This window comes from Microbacterium sp. IEGM 1404 (assembly GCF_030056775.1).
Classification (GTDB): Bacteria; Actinomycetota; Actinomycetes; order Actinomycetales; family Microbacteriaceae; genus Microbacterium.
This window is the reverse complement of record NZ_JASHKP010000002.1, coordinates 1-15829: the sequence shown is the minus strand read 5'-3', so window position 1 is coordinate 15829 and position 15829 is coordinate 1. Positions and strand designations below refer to the sequence as shown.

The 15829-nt window shown below is 65.9% G+C and carries 18 protein-coding genes; 13 read left to right on the top strand and 5 right to left on the bottom strand.

The genetic code is table 11. The features are described from left to right. Positions 1 to 238 precede the first annotated feature (238 nt). From QM517_RS05730 to QM517_RS18585, 5 genes are all read left to right on the top strand, one after another. Positions 239 to 904, top strand: a complete 666-nt coding sequence (locus tag QM517_RS05730) for a copper resistance CopC family protein (RefSeq protein WP_083709108.1) — start codon at positions 239 to 241, stop codon at positions 902 to 904. A gap of 535 nt (positions 905 to 1439) precedes the next feature. Next, a complete protein-coding gene (locus tag QM517_RS05725; RefSeq protein ID WP_239278227.1) occupies positions 1440 to 1766 on the top strand; it encodes a M23 family metallopeptidase in 327 nt (108 codons plus the stop codon). Further along, positions 1742 to 2215 carry a DUF4307 domain-containing protein gene (locus QM517_RS05720; protein ID WP_308192667.1) on the top strand — a complete coding sequence of 158 codons (474 nt, stop codon included), beginning with the start codon at positions 1742 to 1744 and terminating at the stop codon, positions 2213 to 2215. Before QM517_RS05725 ends, QM517_RS05720 begins: the two co-directional genes overlap by 25 nt. Positions 2216 to 2226: 11 nt before the next feature. After that, positions 2227 to 3210: a c-type cytochrome biogenesis protein CcsB gene (gene ccsB, locus QM517_RS05715; RefSeq protein WP_256334329.1), complete on the top strand. Its 984-nt coding sequence runs from the start codon at positions 2227 to 2229 to the stop codon at positions 3208 to 3210. A gap of 110 nt (positions 3211 to 3320) precedes the next feature. After that, positions 3321 to 5153, top strand: a complete 1833-nt coding sequence (locus tag QM517_RS18585) for a cytochrome c oxidase assembly protein (protein ID WP_181373634.1) — start codon at positions 3321 to 3323, stop codon at positions 5151 to 5153. A gap of 71 nt (positions 5154 to 5224) precedes the next feature. Here the strand turns inward: QM517_RS18585 and QM517_RS05705 are convergent, their stop codons facing one another. Then, positions 5225 to 5896 carry a cation diffusion facilitator family transporter gene (locus tag QM517_RS05705; protein WP_076677837.1) on the bottom strand — a complete coding sequence of 224 codons (672 nt, stop codon included), beginning with the start codon at positions 5894 to 5896 and terminating at the stop codon, positions 5225 to 5227. Further along, positions 5893 to 6270: an ArsR/SmtB family transcription factor gene (locus tag QM517_RS05700; RefSeq protein WP_076677834.1), complete on the bottom strand. Its 378-nt coding sequence runs from the start codon at positions 6268 to 6270 to the stop codon at positions 5893 to 5895. Before QM517_RS05700 ends, QM517_RS05705 begins: the two co-directional genes overlap by 4 nt. 89 nt (positions 6271 to 6359) lie before the next feature. On the opposite strand from QM517_RS05700, the gene QM517_RS05695 reads away from it, so the two are divergent. The 8 genes from QM517_RS05695 (at position 6360) to QM517_RS05660 (ending at position 14134) form a co-directional block, all read left to right on the top strand. Beyond that, the gene (locus QM517_RS05695; RefSeq protein ID WP_058233655.1) at positions 6360 to 6641 is read left to right on the top strand and encodes a metal-sensitive transcriptional regulator; all 282 of its coding nucleotides are present in this window, start codon (positions 6360 to 6362) and stop codon (positions 6639 to 6641) included. Between the two features lie 28 nt (positions 6642 to 6669). Then, the gene (locus QM517_RS05690; protein ID WP_058233654.1) at positions 6670 to 6993 is read left to right on the top strand and encodes a cation transporter; all 324 of its coding nucleotides are present in this window, start codon (positions 6670 to 6672) and stop codon (positions 6991 to 6993) included. Continuing rightward, positions 6990 to 9296, top strand: a complete 2307-nt coding sequence (locus QM517_RS05685; protein WP_083709106.1) for a heavy metal translocating P-type ATPase — start codon at positions 6990 to 6992, stop codon at positions 9294 to 9296. Before QM517_RS05690 ends, QM517_RS05685 begins: the two co-directional genes overlap by 4 nt. Further along, a complete protein-coding gene (locus tag QM517_RS05680) occupies positions 9293 to 11443 on the top strand; it encodes a heavy metal translocating P-type ATPase (protein ID WP_283285858.1) in 2151 nt (716 codons plus the stop codon). The genes QM517_RS05685 and QM517_RS05680 overlap by 4 nt, the downstream gene beginning before the upstream one ends. A 93-nt stretch (positions 11444 to 11536) precedes the next feature. Continuing rightward, positions 11537 to 11941: a four-helix bundle copper-binding protein gene (locus QM517_RS05675; protein WP_283285856.1), complete on the top strand. Its 405-nt coding sequence runs from the start codon at positions 11537 to 11539 to the stop codon at positions 11939 to 11941. A gap of 108 nt (positions 11942 to 12049) precedes the next feature. Next, positions 12050 to 12502, top strand: coding sequence for a DUF6153 family protein (locus QM517_RS05670; RefSeq protein WP_108320502.1), 453 nt, complete (start codon positions 12050 to 12052; stop codon positions 12500 to 12502). An 89-nt stretch (positions 12503 to 12591) separates the two neighbouring features. After that, entirely contained in the window at positions 12592 to 13197 is a 606-nt protein-coding gene (locus tag QM517_RS05665) for a DUF305 domain-containing protein (RefSeq protein WP_108320503.1), read from the top strand. Positions 13198 to 13261: 64 nt separating this feature from the next. After that, on the top strand, positions 13262 to 14134 hold the full coding sequence (locus QM517_RS05660; RefSeq protein WP_283285852.1) for a F510_1955 family glycosylhydrolase: 873 nt from the start codon (positions 13262 to 13264) through the stop codon (positions 14132 to 14134). Between the two features lie 81 nt (positions 14135 to 14215). Here QM517_RS05660 and QM517_RS05655 read toward each other — a convergent pair whose 3' ends face one another. The 3 genes from QM517_RS05655 to QM517_RS05645 all read right to left on the bottom strand — a co-directional run. Further along, on the bottom strand, positions 14216 to 14743 hold the full coding sequence (locus QM517_RS05655) for a signal peptidase II (protein ID WP_164878281.1): 528 nt from the start codon (positions 14741 to 14743) through the stop codon (positions 14216 to 14218). Further along, positions 14740 to 15351, bottom strand: coding sequence for a cadmium resistance transporter (locus QM517_RS05650; protein WP_108320784.1), 612 nt, complete (start codon positions 15349 to 15351; stop codon positions 14740 to 14742). The genes QM517_RS05655 and QM517_RS05650 overlap by 4 nt, the downstream gene beginning before the upstream one ends. Beyond that, a partial coding sequence (locus tag QM517_RS05645) for a metalloregulator ArsR/SmtB family transcription factor (RefSeq protein ID WP_308208888.1) occupies positions 15348 to 15829 on the bottom strand: 482 nt, incomplete at its 5' end. The genes QM517_RS05650 and QM517_RS05645, both read right to left, overlap by 4 nt.

Genomic DNA, 15829 nt, shown 5'->3' with positions numbered 1-15829 from the left:
TCACACACCACGACGCTGAGCTTGACCGAACTGTCTCTCTCACGGACCTGACCCGTACCGGGGCTCCGAAAATCACACCTTCTCGGCTGATCTGACGCCAACGAAGTTGTAGTCGAACGCAACTTCCCACCCCTTCGGGCGCGGCCGTACAGGTGCACTCGGAGCGTTTCTGATCCGACGCTCGACGACTGCCGTGGGCGCCCAATCCCCGGGCGCCGCAGTCCCACTGAAAGACGCCATGCACACACTTTTCGCCCCCCGTTCGCCTCGCTGGTTCGCAGCCGCCGGCATTGCCGTGACGGCACTATCCCTGATGTTCGTTCTACCCGGTTCGCCGCCGGCTCGTGCTCACGACGCTTTGGTCCAGTCCTCCCCAGCAGCGGACTCAGTCGTCTCAGCGACGCCCGCTGAGGTGTCAATGACATACAGCGGGGAGGTCTTCGACGCCTCCAGCGCCATCGCGGTCGAAGTGATTGACTCCTCAGGAGCGAACGTTGCACTGACGCCTCCGGTCGTCGCTGACACGACGGTGACCCAGGCAGTGAAGCCAGTCACGTCTCCAGGCGTAGTCACGGTGCGATGGCGCGTGGTCTCCAGCGACGGTCACCCCATCAGCGGTGAGTACGCGTTCACGGTTGACGCTCCCGTAACGCCCACGGCGTCCGCCGAACCGGACCCCTCTGCAACCACGGGTGCCCCCTCCTCATCTGAGCAGAGCCCGGCCATCTCGTCGACACCAGAACAAAGCGCGACAGCAGACGCCGTGGCGGAGGTCGAAGAGCCACGGAGCGGAATCGGTCTTCCGCTGTTAGTGACTGGCGTCGCTGTCGTCATTCTGGGCGCGGCGGCGCTTGTGCTTTTCTCGTCCGGACGGCGTCGACGACAGCAGCAGGTGGGGCAGTGAAGGAACACCGTCAATGAGCAGTGAGATTTGGTCGACACACCAGTCACGCCCTCTAACGCGCAGGGAACGGCGCCACGCTGATGAGTTCAGGATGCGTGAGGCGCGGAGCTCCCACGGTCCTGAGGCCGCGCGCGCAATGCGCGCCCGCCCGCTTGTTGCGAGTGCGTTGGCGCTGGCGCTCATGTGTCCTCTGGCGCTGCCGGCGTACGCGGCCTCACCTGTCACGGACTCCGAGCCGACCTTGCAGCAAGCCGCTGCGGACGACTCACAACAATTCACCGTGTCCTCCGCGCTCCCCGCTTCGCCCCTGGACAGGCAGAGCTACGCAGCGACGTCTCAGGAAGAAATTCATCAGAAAAAGGCGCGAGAGGCTGCGGCGGCCGCGGCCGCCGCAGCACGCGCGGCTCGGCCCGCTACCACCTTCGCTGCTGAACGCGCAGTCCCCGTCCTCGCCGCCGGTAGCGGGGTTGTGCGCTGGCCATTGACCTCGACGTTCAGAGTCACGGACCAATTCGGAGCAAGAGGCGGGGCGCACATGGGCACCGACATGGTGACCGCGGGCGGCACGCCAATCTACGCGTCCGTGGCCGGGACAGTCGATGTCTCGAGCGAGAGCTATGGCGCCTACGGCGTCGCTGTCACCGTTGAGTCCGTCGTCAACGGCCAACGTATCCGGGCCGTCTACCCGCACATGCAGTACAACACCCGGCAGGTCGGCAGCGGCCAGGAAGTGCAGGCGGGCCAACTCCTCGGACTCGTCGGAAGCACAGGCCGCTCCACCGCAAACCACTTGCATTTCGAGGTGTCCGTCAACGACGTCACCGTGGATTCCCTGGCGTGGTTGGAAGCGAATGCTCAGTGACTAAACGCGCCATTACAAAGCGCGGCGGCAGGCGCCGCGCCGCACCGCAGCGAACGGCACTGCAAAAGAAACTCGACGATCGATACGGCCGCACTTCGCTTCCCTGGCGTCGCCGAGCTTTCTGGATCAGTGTTGCTGTGTTCGCGGTGGCTGCCATTGCCTACCTGGTCTGGATCACACTTCAAAATAGCTTGGACGACATCTCCATCGCCGAGACCGGCTACCTCGTCGTCGATGAGCGGGCTGTGACGGTGTCCTTTCAAGCCACCCCTCCCTCCGGCGCACGGTTCGCGTGCGCCATCCAAGCCCTGGACGAGGATTTCGGCGTCGTGGGGTGGCGGGTCGTCGAGTACGCCCCCTTCCCCGAGACCACTCGATCCTTCACCGAGCGCGTTCCGACTCTCGCCCTGGCAACCACCGGCACCGTCAAAGAGTGCTGGACAATCTAAGGATTCCACCCGTGACCGAATCATCCGCCCTCACCCTTGATGGGCTGTCCCTGCTGATGGTGTGGACGGCCATCGGCGTTTACGCGCTCGCCTTTGCGGCGTATGCCATCGACCTTGCCGTGCGCGTGTCTCGCGTCGAGGCGCCCGCTGCGGAACTCGTGACGGTCGGGGACGTGGCTCCACCGGTGGCGCCCCCGGCGGCCGCGGTGCAATTGCAAGTGCCGCCACGTGAGCGCGAACGTCTCGTATGGGCACGTATCGGAACCGCCCTCACCATTTTGGGATTCGCGCTGCAGCTGAGCGGGGATGTCCTCCGAGGCATCGCCGCAGCTCGTGTGCCGTGGGCGAACATGTACGAATTCGCACTCACCGGCACTCTTCTCATCGTCGGCGTGTTCCTTTTCGCCCTTCGGCGGTACGACCTGCGTTTCCTCGGCTCCTTCTTGCTTGGGATGGTCGTCCTTCTTCTGGGTGGTGCGACCTTGGGGTTCTACGTCGAGGTCACCCCTCTGATGGACCCGCTGCGTAGCGTGTGGCTTGTCATCCACGTCTTCGTGGCCTCCCTTGCGACTGCGCTGTTCGCCATCGCGTGCGGCCTGTCCGTGACGCAACTTCTGCAACACCGGCGTGAGAGTCGCCCCTCCGTCAACACGCGGCGGGGCCTGCTTCGAACCCTGCCCACCTCTGAAGATCTGGAAGCCCTGGCTTACCGGTTCGCCATCATTGGCTTCATCTTCTGGACCTTCACCCTGATTGCCGGCGCGATTTGGGCAAACGACTCCTGGGGACGCTTCTGGGGTTTTGATACCAAAGAGGTGTGGACTTTCATCATCTGGGTGCTGTACGCCGGGTACATCCACGCTCGTGCCACCCGTGGATGGCGCGGTAACCGTTCTGCGTGGCTGTCTATCGTGGGGTTCGCTGCGGTGCTGTTCAACTTCACCGCCGTGAACATGTTCTTCAAGGGTCTGCATGCCTATTCGGGGCTGAACTGATGCCTACTTCCGGCGCTAAGCTCGGGCACGCCCACTCGACGGTAAGGGTGGGGGCACCTGGCTCCACGCGGCTTCCGTCTCTGCAACCGCGCCGGTGGAACGTGTACCGCGTGATTGCGCTCATCATCCTCGTCGTCAGCGCAGTCGCTGCCTTGGTGTGCGCTCTCGCAGTCGGCGGTGGCGCTGCCCCCTTGCAACTGGCCGACGCCGGGCCCCTCGCACGGTGGGGGCTGCCAGTGTCAAAGCTCGTCGTGAACATGAGCGCCGCGGGAATGGGAGGGGCGCTCTTTGTCGCCTTGTTCTCGTTGCGCGTCGAACAGCGCGGGTTTGAATTGGCGTTGGATGTTGCTGCGCTATCTGCCGCCATCTTCACCGTGGCATCTGCTGCTACTGGCTTCTTCAGCTTCATGGTCATCTTCAACCCCGCTTTGAATGCCGGTCCCGAATTTGGGTCTCAGCTTGGCCGGTACCTCGTGCAGACCGAGGGGGGACGTGTGTGGTTGATGACGACCATCGCGGGTGCCATTCTCGCGGTGCTCACATTTGCGGTGCGTTCGTGGGGCGGGACAGCAACCGTGGCACTTCTCGCGCTGGCAGCGCTTGTCCCGATGGGAACACAAGGCCATTCAGGTGATGAGGCCTCTCACCAGCAAGCCACGACAGCCATCGTCATACACCTCATCGCCGCAGCGGTCTGGCTCGGTGGTCTGCTGCTGCTGGCGATCATTCGTTCCGTCACTTCCAAGAGTGAGATGGCGACAGTTCTGATGCGGTACTCCACCATCGCCGTTATTGCCTTCGCGCTCGTCGCGTTCTCGGGCACGGTTCGAGCCGCCATCGGCCTAGAAACTCTCGGTGCTCTCGCCTCCCCTTACGGCCTCATCCTTATCGTCAAGGTTGTAGCCCTCACCGCTATCGGTGTTCTGGGGGCGATCTACCGACTGCGTCTACTCCGAAGGATGCGCGCCAACCCCAGCGACGCCAAGACTTTCTGGCTGCTGTTGTGTGCGGAGTTGGGATTGATGGGGATGGCTAGTGGAGCGGCTGCCGCTCTCGCGAGAACACCGCCGCCGATTCTCCCCGAACCTGCAGGCGCGCTCACACCCGCTGAGGTACTCACCGGCGCTCCGCTACCTCCTGAGTGGACTATGTCGCGTTGGTTCACGGCGTGGAGCCCCGACCTGCTGTGGTTAGTTGCCGCCGTGCTCGGACTCATCTTCTACGTGAGCGCTGTGCTGCGGCTAAAGGCGCGTGGGTACCGATGGAACCCCTGGCGGGCGACCGCGTGGGTGGCAGGGACGCTCCTCTTGGTATGGGTCACTAGCGGAGCGTTGGGCGCTTACCGTAGCTACATCTACAGTGCGCACGTTCTTGGGATAGTCATTCTCCTTGTCGGGGTGGTGCCCCTTCTCGCAGCCGGGGCGCCAATCGAGCTCGCCCGCAAGGCAGCCCATCGCCGCGAAGACGGCAGCAGGGGAGGGTATGAATGGGCGCAGGTGCTCATGCATTCGCGAGGTGTGCGTTTCGCTTCGGCACCCGTGGTCGCTGTCCCGGCCACCGCGATGTTGATTTGGCTGCTTTTCAGTTCTGACCTCCTCCGTTGGACAGTAGGGGATCTCCTAGGGCGGCAAATGGCGACGGCAGCAACCCTCGTCGTGGGATCTCTGCTCGTGCGTGGCTTGATAGGTGGTGACGGGTCCAGCCGCCGGCCGACACAGATGAAGCTGCTGATGGTCGTCGGTTTAGCTGTGGCGATGGCGGTTGTATCTGTGTACATCTCTACTGCCGGTCTAGTAGCCGCCGACTGGTTCGGTGCGATGGGCCGCACCTGGGGTAGAGCACCAGCCGAAGACCAAGACTTCGGTGGAGTGGTGCTGGCTGCTGGCTCCGCGATCGCGGTCGTTCTGGGTGGGTGGGTGGTGTTCCTCTCCCGTGCGCGGTAGAACGACGTCCTAGATTCCTCATGCGGCGTGCGACAGAAGCCGTCATGGCTGATCTGAGGTGCTCTACCCGCTCAGCGGTGATGGTCGTCGTCGTGCTCCTCCTCGAGGAGCATCCCCACGGAGGTGGCGCAGGCGTCACCGCGCCATGCCTCGATACCCTCTCGGATTGCGAAGGCGGCGATGACGAGTCCGGCGATCGCATCGGCCCACCACCAGCCGAACAGGCTGTTGACAATGAGGCCGACGAGAACCGCGGCGGACAGGTAGGTGCAGATGAGGGTCTGCTTGGAGTCGGCCACAGCGGTTGCCGATCCCAGCTCGCGGCCCGCGCGTCGTTCCGCCAGCGAGAGGAATGGCATGATGACGACGCTGAGCGCGGTGAGCACGATTCCGACAGTGGAGTGCTGCACGTCGACCTGGCCCACGAGCGCGAGCACCGACGTCGCGGTGACGTAGGCGGCGAGGGCGAAGAACGCCACGGCGATGACGCGCAGCGTGCCCTTCTCCCACCGCTCGGGGTCGCGGCGGGTGAACTGCCAGGCCACGGCTGCCGCCGAGAGGACCTCGATCGTGGAGTCCAGGCCGAACCCGATCAGCGCAGCCGATGAGGCGACGGTGCCGGCGGTGATCGCGACGACGGCCTCAATGAGGTTGTAGGCGATCGTCGCGGTGACGATCCACTTGATGCGGCGTTGGAGAGTGTGCCGGCGGTCGTCTGTGGGGCGAGAGGTCGTGGTGGTCATGCGCAGGTGCAGCTTTCTCCGGCGCAGCAGCCCGGTTCGACATAGAGGACGACGCGTAGCAGCTCGTCCAAGGCGGGTGAGAGGTGAGAGTCAGCAAGCCGATACCAGGTGCGCCGCCCATCCGGCACAGCCTCCACGAGCCCGCACCCTCGAAGGCACGCGAGCTGGTTCGACATGACCTGTCGGGAGACGCCGAGAGCGTCCGCTAGGTCGGAGGGGTAGGCGGGTGCTTCCCGCAGTGCCAGCAGCACGCCCGCGCGCGTGGAGTCGGAGAGCGCGTGGCCGAGGCGCGCGAGCGCGGCGGTATGCGTCACGGTGGCAGTCGCAGTGGCTGTGGACACGTGTCGACAGTACAGGACTTGCTGAATAATCATCCCCGGTTGGGCGGCCCACTCCGGTGGACGCGCGCAGGGGGATGAATAGGAGTGTTGCGCTACATACCCTAGGGGGGTATGGTATCTAGGTGAACGGATACGAGGGCAACAAAGACGACCTCCAGAAGCGGCTGCGTCGCGTCGAGGGTCAGGTACGAGGGATCGCCCGAATGGTCGATGAAGACAAGTACTGCATCGACATCCTTACGCAGGTCTCCGCCGCGACGAAGGCTTTGGAGACGGTTGCTCTATCCCTGCTCGGGGATCACCTCCGCCACTGCGTCGCGGAGGCGAGCGCAGAGGGCGGCCAGGTTGCCGCAGAGAAGATTCGTGAGGCCAACGACGCGATTGCACGGCTCGTCCGTTCCTGATCCCGCACCGACCCCAGAGGAGCAAATCATGACCGACCGCATCGACCTCGGCCTGAAAGACACCAACGCCGGCTGCGCTTGCTGCGCCACGTCCGCAGCGACAGACGCACCCGCGTCCACCGCGGCGACGGTGACAGAAGACGTCCTGGTGACCGGAATGACATGCTCGCACTGCGTGTCGAGCGTCACGGAGGAGCTGACTGCGATCGACGGTGTCGAGAATGTCACGGTAGACCTCAACGCCGGCGGTACGTCGCGCGTCACCATCCACAGCTTGACCCCGATCGATGCCGCCGCAGTGCGGGCCGCGGTGGAGGAGGCCGGCTACACCCTGGCCGGCGCACCCGCATGAGCGCGGTCGACGTCGAACTCGATATTTCCGGGATGACATGCGCGTCGTGTGCGACCCGGATTGAACGCAAGCTGAACAAGCTTCCCGGTGTGGAAGCAACGGTGAACTACGCCACCGAAAAAGCACGTGTTCGCGGGAACGACGTCGACCCTGCCACCCTGATCGCCGCCGTCGAATCCGCGGGGTACCAGGCGGCTCTCCCCGCACCGCCACCGAGCGGTGATATCGATGAGAACACCCCAAACCGAGAGGACGGCGAGGTCGGGGCGCTACGGCGGCGTCTGCTGATTAGTGCCGCCCTGTCGCTGCCGGTGGCAGTGTTGTCGATGGTCCCGGCGTTGCAGTTCGAGTACTGGCAGTGGCTTGCCCTCACTCTCACCGCCCCGGTGGCGGTCTGGGGCGCGTGGCCGTTCCACCGGGCCGCGGCCGTCAACGCCCGACACGGCGCGGCGACCATGGACACCCTCATCAGCGTTGGCGTCATCGCCGCATTCGGGTGGTCCCTTTACGCGCTGTTCTTCGGTGGCGCAGGCGTGCCCGGCATGACGATGACGTTCACCCTCGTCGGTACCCCGCAGGCCGGGGGCCACGAAATCTATCTGGAAGTGGCCGCGCTGGTCACCGTCTTTATCCTGGCCGGGCGGTATGCCGAAGCGCGCGCGAGGAAATCATCGTCGGAGGCGTTACGGGCGCTGCTGGAGATGGGCGCGAAGCACGCCACGCAGCTCGTCGACGGCGCCGAACGGATGGTGCTGGTCGCGCAGCTGTCGGTCGGAGACACTGTGCTCGTTCGACCGGGGGAGAAGATTCCCTCCGACGGGCTGGTGATCGATGGTGCCTCCGCCGTCGATGCCAGCATGCTCACTGGAGAATCAGTCCCCGTCGAGGTGACGACTGGGTCGCGTGTCGTAGGAGCGACGGTGAATGTCGGCGGCCGCCTCACCGTAGAAATCACCCGGGTCGGCGCCGACACCGAGCTCGCGCGCATGCGCCGGCTGATGGAGGAAGCCCAAACCGGCAAGGCCAAGGTGCAACGCATCGCTGACCGGGTGTCGGCCGTGTTCGTCCCGATCGTCATCGGACTTGCCGCCGCCGCCTTCGTCGGCTGGATGATCGCTGGGGCATCGCTGGAACAAGCGTTCACCGCCGCGGTCGCGACACTAATCATCGCGTGCCCGTGCGCGCTTGGCCTCGCCACCCCCACCGCCCTCTTGGTGGGCACCGGCCGGGGCTCGCAGCTGGGAATCTTGATCCGTGGACCGCAGGTGCTGGAGCAGACCCGCACCGTCGACACCATCGTGCTCGACAAGACCGGCACCGTGACCACCGGCAAGATGACCGTCACCACCGTTCACCCCGCCCCTGGTGTCACCCGGGACGAGCTGCTGCGGGTCGCCGCTGCGGTCGAGGCGGGCTCCGAGCATCCCGTCGCCCGCGCGATCACCGCCACCGCGCCTGGTGCATATGCGGACAGCTTCGCCTCGCACGCCGGGTTCGGTGTGCAGGGGATCGTGGACGGCGCCGCGGTGGTCGCGGGCCGCGCCTCCTGGCTGGCCGAGCAGTGGGGCATCCACCCACCGTCGGAGGCCGCAGCGGAGCTGAACACGCTCGCTCGTACCAGTACCGCAATCGCGGTCGGCCGCGACGGGCGGTACCTGGGCGCGATCGGCGTGGCGGACACGGTGAAGCCGACCAGCTCGACCGCCATCGCACTGTTCCGCGCACTCGGGCTGCGCCCGGTGCTCCTCACCGGCGACAACGACACCACGGCCGCACGGATCGCCGCTGAGGTCGGCATCTCCGACGTGCACGCCGGCGTCACCCCCGCCGGGAAGCTCGAAGTGATCCGCCGGCTCCAAAACGATGGCCACGTGGTCGCAATGGTCGGTGACGGCGTCAACGACGCCGCGGCCCTCGCCGCAGCCGACCTCGGCCTTGCGATGGGGGGCGGCACGGACGCGGCGATCGCCGCCAGTGACATCACGATCGTCTCCGGCGACCTGACCGTCGTGGCCGACGCGATCCGACTCTCCCGCCGCACCCTCCGCACCATCAAGAGCAATCTGTTCTGGGCCTTCGCCTACAACGTCGCCGCCATCCCGATCGCCATGGCCGGGCTGCTGAACCCGCTCGTCGCCGCGGCGGCCATGGCGCTGTCGTCGGTGTTCGTCGTGACCAACAGCCTCCGGCTGCGCCGGTTCCGCCCCGAGCCGGCACCCGTGCACATCGCCCGCACTCCCATGCCCCAACCGAACCTGAATCGTGCGCCGTGGCGGCGCACCCAGCGAAGGAGGCTCCCATGAGCCAGCACGAACATCACAACCACTCGGCCCGCACGAACCACCAGGGCCACAACGCTCCGGCGGCAACGGCAGTACACGACCACGTAGCGATGGGCCACCCGCACGGCACGGATGATCGGGCACCTGCGGCGGGGCACGCCGGGCACGGTCACGCCGACCACGGCGGTCACGCCGGTCACGGTGATCACGTCGCCCGGTTCCGGCGGCTGTTCTGGATCATGCTGGTTCTCGCGGTGCCGGTCGTGGCTTTCTCCAGCATGTTCTCGATGCTGATCGGCTACCCGCTGCCGGACGCGGCGTGGGTGGGATGGGTGTCCCCGATTCTCGGGACCGTCATGTATGTCTGGGGTGGCGCCCCGTTCCTTACCGGCGCCGTCAGCGAGCTGCGCGCCCGCAAGCCCGGCATGATGCTTCTCATTGCCCTCGCGATCACCGTCGCGTTCCTCGCGTCCTGGGGGGCAAGCCTCGGGCTGTTGCACCACGAGTTGGACTTCTGGTGGGAGCTGGCGCTGCTGGTCGTAATCATGCTTCTCGGGCACTGGATCGAGATGCGATCCCTCGCCCAGACCACCTCCGCCCTCGACTCCCTCGCCGCGCTCCTGCCCGACGAGGCCGAGAAGGTGGACGGGGAAACCACCGTCACCGTCGCCCCCGCTGAGCTGCAGGTCGGTGACGTGGTTGTGGTCCGCCCCGGTGGGCGGGTTCCCGCGGACGGGCGGATCGTGCAGGGCTCGGCCAGCATGGACGAGTCGATGATCACCGGAGAATCCCGCCCCGTTCGCCGCGGCGACGGCGATCAGGTCGTCGCCGGCACGGTCGCCACCGACTCCGGAGTTCGCGTAGAAATCACCGCGGTCGGGCAGGACACCGCCCTCGCGGGCATCCAAAAGCTCGTCTCTGAGGCTCAAAACTCCTCCTCTCGCGCGCAGCGGCTCGCGGACCGTGCTGCGGGGTGGCTGTTCTGGTTCGCGCTCGGCGCGGCAGCGGTCACCGCTGTGGTGTGGTCCCTGGTGGGATTCCCCGACGAAGCGGTCATCCGCACCATCACCGTTCTGGTCATCGCCTGCCCGCACGCCTTGGGGCTGGCGATCCCGCTCGTCGTGTCGATCGCCACGGAGCGTGCCGCGCGCGGCGGTGTTCTGATCAAGGACCGTCTCGCGCTGGAAAGCATGCGCACCGTCGACACGGTGCTGTTCGACAAGACCGGCACCCTTACCAAGGGAACGCCGGCCGTCACCGCGATCGACCCTGCCGAAGGGGTCGATGCAGACGAACTGCTGGCTTTGGCCGCCGCCGCCGAGGCGGACTCTGAACACCCCCTTGCTCGGGCGATCATGAACGCCGCGAAAGAGAAGCAGCTCACCGTGCCCTCCTCCAACGACTTTGAATCGTCCCCGGCCGTCGGTGTCCGCGCGCACGTCACCGGGCGCACCGTCCAGGTCGGCGGCCCCTACATGCTCGAGCAGGAGAAGGCCGCTGAGCGGTCGATCGCGAACGAGTGGCGCAAGGAGGGTGCGATCATCCTCCACGTTCTCATCGACGGGCAGGTGGCAGGAGCGCTGCGCCTGGCGGATGAGATCCGCCCCGAATCGCGCGCTGCGGTCGACGCGCTGCACCAGCGGGGCGTGCAGGTGGTCATGATCACCGGAGACGCCGAAGCGGTTGCCGCCTCCGTCGCCGCCGACCTCGGCATCGACCGCTACTTCGCCGGGGTCCGCCCAGAAGACAAGGCATCCAAGGTCAAGCAGCTCCAGAACGAATCCCGCAAGGTCGCCATGGTCGGCGACGGGGTGAACGACGCACCCGCCCTCGCACAAGCCGATGTCGGTATCGCCATCGGCGCGGGCACCGACGTCGCCATCGCGTCCGCCGGGGTCATCCTCGCCAGCGACGACCCCCGCTCCGTGCTGTCCGTGATCGACCTGTCGCGGGCCAGCTACCGGAAGATGAAGCAGAACCTGTGGTGGGCCGCCGGATACAACCTCATCTCCGTCCCCCTCGCCGCCGGAGTGCTCGCCCCTATCGGGTTCGTCCTCCCCATGTCCGTCGGAGCGATCCTGATGTCGCTGTCCACGATCGTCGTCGCACTCAACGCGCAACTCCTGCGTCGGCTCGACCTCAGCCCGCAAGCCGTCGCCGCGAAGTAGTTTCCCCGCGCCCGCAACCCCCCGAATCGTCCCCGTCGCCCGCTCGTATCGTGGCAGGCGCCGGGGACGGTCCCCGGGAAAGGACCAGCGAACATGACTGCTATCGATCAGATGCTCACTACTCACCCCAAGGCCGCGTCCATTGAGGCCGCGGACGTACTCGCCCGCTGCATTGAGGCCTGCATCGAATGCGCGCAGACCTGCACCGCGTGTGCCGACGCGTGCCTGTCAGAAGACATGGTGGCCGAGCTGGTGACGTGCATCACCAAAAACGCCAACTGCGCCGACATCTGCACCGCGACCGGTGCGGTGCTTTCTCGACAGACGACGGTGGACGCCGATGTGGTTCGCGCTGTTGTGGAGGCATGCCGCACCGCGTGCGCCGCGTGCGCGCAGGAATGCGAGCAGCACGCCGACATGCACGAGCACTGCCGCGTCTGCGCAGAGGCATGCCGCCGCTGCGAGCAGGCGTGCAACGACCTCCTCGCGGCGTTGTAACCCACCAGTTCCCGTCACCCACTCGCGGGCAAAGCGCGCGTTGGCCGTCAAGCGGCCCACCCGCCCTCGCCGGCGAAAGTTAGCCTAGAAACCGACCAGGAGGTGAAGATGTCGCTGATTACCCTCGCGCAGCATGTGCGTGGCCAGCGTGCATTCACCCGCACCCTGCTGATGGTGATCGCTGTAACCGGCGCCGTCATCGTGGGGCTCCTGGCAATGCACTCCCTCAACACCCACACCACCGCCTCCGGACATGGCGACACGGTGGCTGTCGCGGGAGAGGTATCGACCCATCACGATGCGTCGCCCCTCTCCGCCCAGCTGAACACGACCGCCGCCCACGACGACGGCTGCGGCGACTGTGGCGACGATCACGCCATGGCCTGGATGGCGTGCGTGTTGGCGCTGCTTGTCAGCGTGCTCGTGCTCGCACGTCACCGTATCGGGTGGCGCATTACCGTCCGAGACGACGTACTCCGCGCGGTACAGGCCCGGTGGCCCGCGCCCGCACAGATTGTCCCGCCACCTTCCCTCACGGTTCTCTGCATCAGTCGCACGTGATGACGCGTACGCCCGCCTTCCGCGCGGGCAACGCATCTTCCCGCACGACAACCGTCGTGCCTCATCACCGACCGATGGAGACAACCACCATGAAGACCCGCGCCGCGGCGACCGCCGCGTTCACTCTCGCCGCCCTGCTCACTCTCGCCGGATGCTCCGGCGGGACCACCTCGGGCGGCAGCATGCCCGGAATGGACCACGGCAGCAGCAGCAGTGCTAGCCCCGCGCAGTCCGCGGACGCCAACGAGGCGGACGTCATGTTCGCCAGCATGATGATCGAGCACCACACTCAAGCGATCGAGATGTCCGACACGCTCCTGTCGAAAGACGGCATCGACGAGCGCGTCACCGCCCTGGCGGAGCAGATCAAGGCCGCTCAAGAGCCTGAAATTGCGACCATGGAAGGGTGGCTCGAGGACTGGGGAGCCACCTCCTCCGACATGGGCGGCATGGACCACAGCGGCGGCGGCATGATGAGCGAGGACGACATGCAGGCCCTCGAGCAGGCCACCGGCACGGACGCCGCCCGACTGTTCCTTCAGCAGATGATCGAACACCACCGCGGCGCGATCGAGATGGCCCAGGAAGAGGCCAGCAACGGCCAGAACAGCGACGCCGTCGCCCTGGCCAACCAGATCGTCGAATCGCAGACGTCCGAAATCGCGACCATGGAGGAGCTTCTGGCAACTCTCTGATCACCCGGGTGGGGCGCGGAAAACCACCGCGCCCCACCACCCGATCAGACGAAACGCACCCCCAATGCAGCACCACCACACCAACCTCACCGCGCCGGGCTCCCGCACCCGCGCCTTGTCCTTGGTCACCCTCGTCCCCATGGTCGCGCTCGCTCTCGCAGGCTGCGCCAGTTCACCGTCCCTCACCGGTGACGACCACCCCGAGCAGCCGCTCACACACGTGCACGGCATCGTTGATGACCCCGCCACCGATGGGTTCCTCATCGGAACCCACGAGGGCATCTTCACCGTCACCCGTGACGGTGAGCTGGGCACCCGCCTGGCGAAGACGGACTTCGACGCGATGGGCCTGACCGTCCTCGACGACACACTCGTGGCATCCGGCCACCCCGGTCGGACCACCCCGCCCGAGCTGGGAGCCCCCAACCTGGGCATCATCCGAAGCTCCGACAACGGGCAGAGCTGGCAACCCACCGCATTCACAGGCGAGAAAGACTTTCACGCCCTCGCCGCGGACCCCCGCGGAACGCTCTACGGCGTCGCCACCGACGCCAATGAAATGCTCACCAGCACAGACGGCGGTGTCTCCTGGCAGCCCACCGGGGCACCCGTCTACGCCATGTCGCTCGCCGTTGACGCAGCAGGGCGAGTGATGGCCTCCACCGCGGATGGTCTGCTGGTCAGCACCGACCGGGCTGCCACATTTCAGGCGTGGCCGGATGCTCCCCTTCTTGCCGGGCTCAGCGCCTCCCCGGACCACAACCGCGTGGTCGGTATCGGCACCCAGGGACGGATCTGGGCCACAACCGCGGGAGCGCAGAACTGGTTCGAAGTCGGAACGATCCACGGCACCGCCCAAGCCGTCACCATCACCAACAACGGCGACATCCTCGTCGTCGATGACAGCGGCCTGAGCCTCATCCCCTACCAGCAGTAACGCGCATCGCGGCGGGCACCGCCCTCCGCCACCCGCGAAGGGCCCGCACGAATACCCGTGCGGGCCCTCCTCGTTCCCAGATCAGCCGCGGTGCTGGGAACCGTCACCGGTGCTCCCGCTGATGGGAGCGTGGTCTCGACGGAGCAGATACAAGGCTGCCCACCCGAGCAGGCCGAGCGTTGTGAAGATGTCAGCCACGTTGAAGATGGCGAACCAGTCGACAGCGATGAAGTCGACCACCTCTCCGCTGAGCGGTCCGGTTTCAGCGCGTGTGGTGCGGTCCCACAGGTTGCCGATCGCGCCGCCGAGGGCGGCAGCCAGCAGCGCAGTAGCGCCCATGCTCTGCCTCCGCAGCACTCGGATGACGATCCACGTGAGCAGCGCGGCGACAAGGACCATAACGCCGACGACAAGCGGCGCTCCCACATCGCCGCCGAGACCGAATGCGACCCCAGGGTTGAACACGAGGCGCAGGGATACGCCCAGCCCAAGGTCGATATCACGGCCTCCGTCGAGGTAGGACAGGGCCCACGCTTTGGTGAGTTGGTCGACCGTGAAGGCGGCAACTACGGCAGCAGCGGCAGCGAGGAGGCGTGTGAACCTGCTCACGACAGGACTTCGATGAGACGAACGATCACGCCGGACTCGACCAGGATGTACAGACCCAACCCGATGAACACGGCCGGCACGAGCCAGTGCTCGATCTTCTCAAGAGCCTCTGTGACAGCCTTGCTGGTACCCACGAAGCGGGCGATAAGACACCACACGGCAACGAGTACCAAGAACACGATGATGGTAACGATGGTGTCCGGAACCGGGTTGGTGCGGAAGACAGGTGTGTACAGCGAGATGTTGTCGGCACCGTTCGCGATGGTAATGCCGGCAACTCCGAGCAGGCCCCCGGCGCTGATGGAGCTTTCGTCGTCGTCGTCATCGTCGCCGCGATGTCGGAGCGTACGAATCAGCCCGTACACACCGATCGCAAGTGGGACCAGGCCCAGCAGCCCGACCCATTCATCCGGAACGATGGTGAGGCCTGCGGCGGCGAGGCTGCTGATTGCGACCAGAGCGATGAAGCCGAGGTACTGTCCGGCCACGACCTTCCATCCCGGGAGGGCTCCGCGTGCGGACGCGAGAAACAGAACGGTGAGGACGACGATGTCGTCGATGTTCGTCGCCGCGAACAGGCCGATGGCGGCCACGATGGTTCCGATCATCGGGCGTCGCTCCCGTACGTCTTGCACAGATCGACCTTGAAACCCGTCGCGGCGAGGAGTCGCTCGGCCGCTTCGAGAACATCGATCACCTCGGGAGTGGAGACAGAGTAAAAGTTCTGTCGGCCCTCACTGCGGGCAACAACGAGTCCGCATTCGCGGAGGCATCCAACGTGCTCTGACACGGTTGACTGCGCCAAGCCGAGTTCGTCGGTGAGGTCCCTCACCCGCGCTTCACCAACGGACAGCCGACGCAGGATCGTCAGGCGACTGTGATCGGCAAGAGAGTGGAACAGAGATACAGCAGCTGCGAGCTCTTGTGTCATCGGCATGTGACGATCATATCGGTAACTGCCGATTAATAAGTGGTGCGAAACCGATCGGTTTCGCACCACCCACGGGGCAATCGACGAGGTGCCGGAATGTTGTGACTGATGACGCTCTTTGGCGGTGTTCTTGCAGTGCTGTTTGGCGGCGGTCA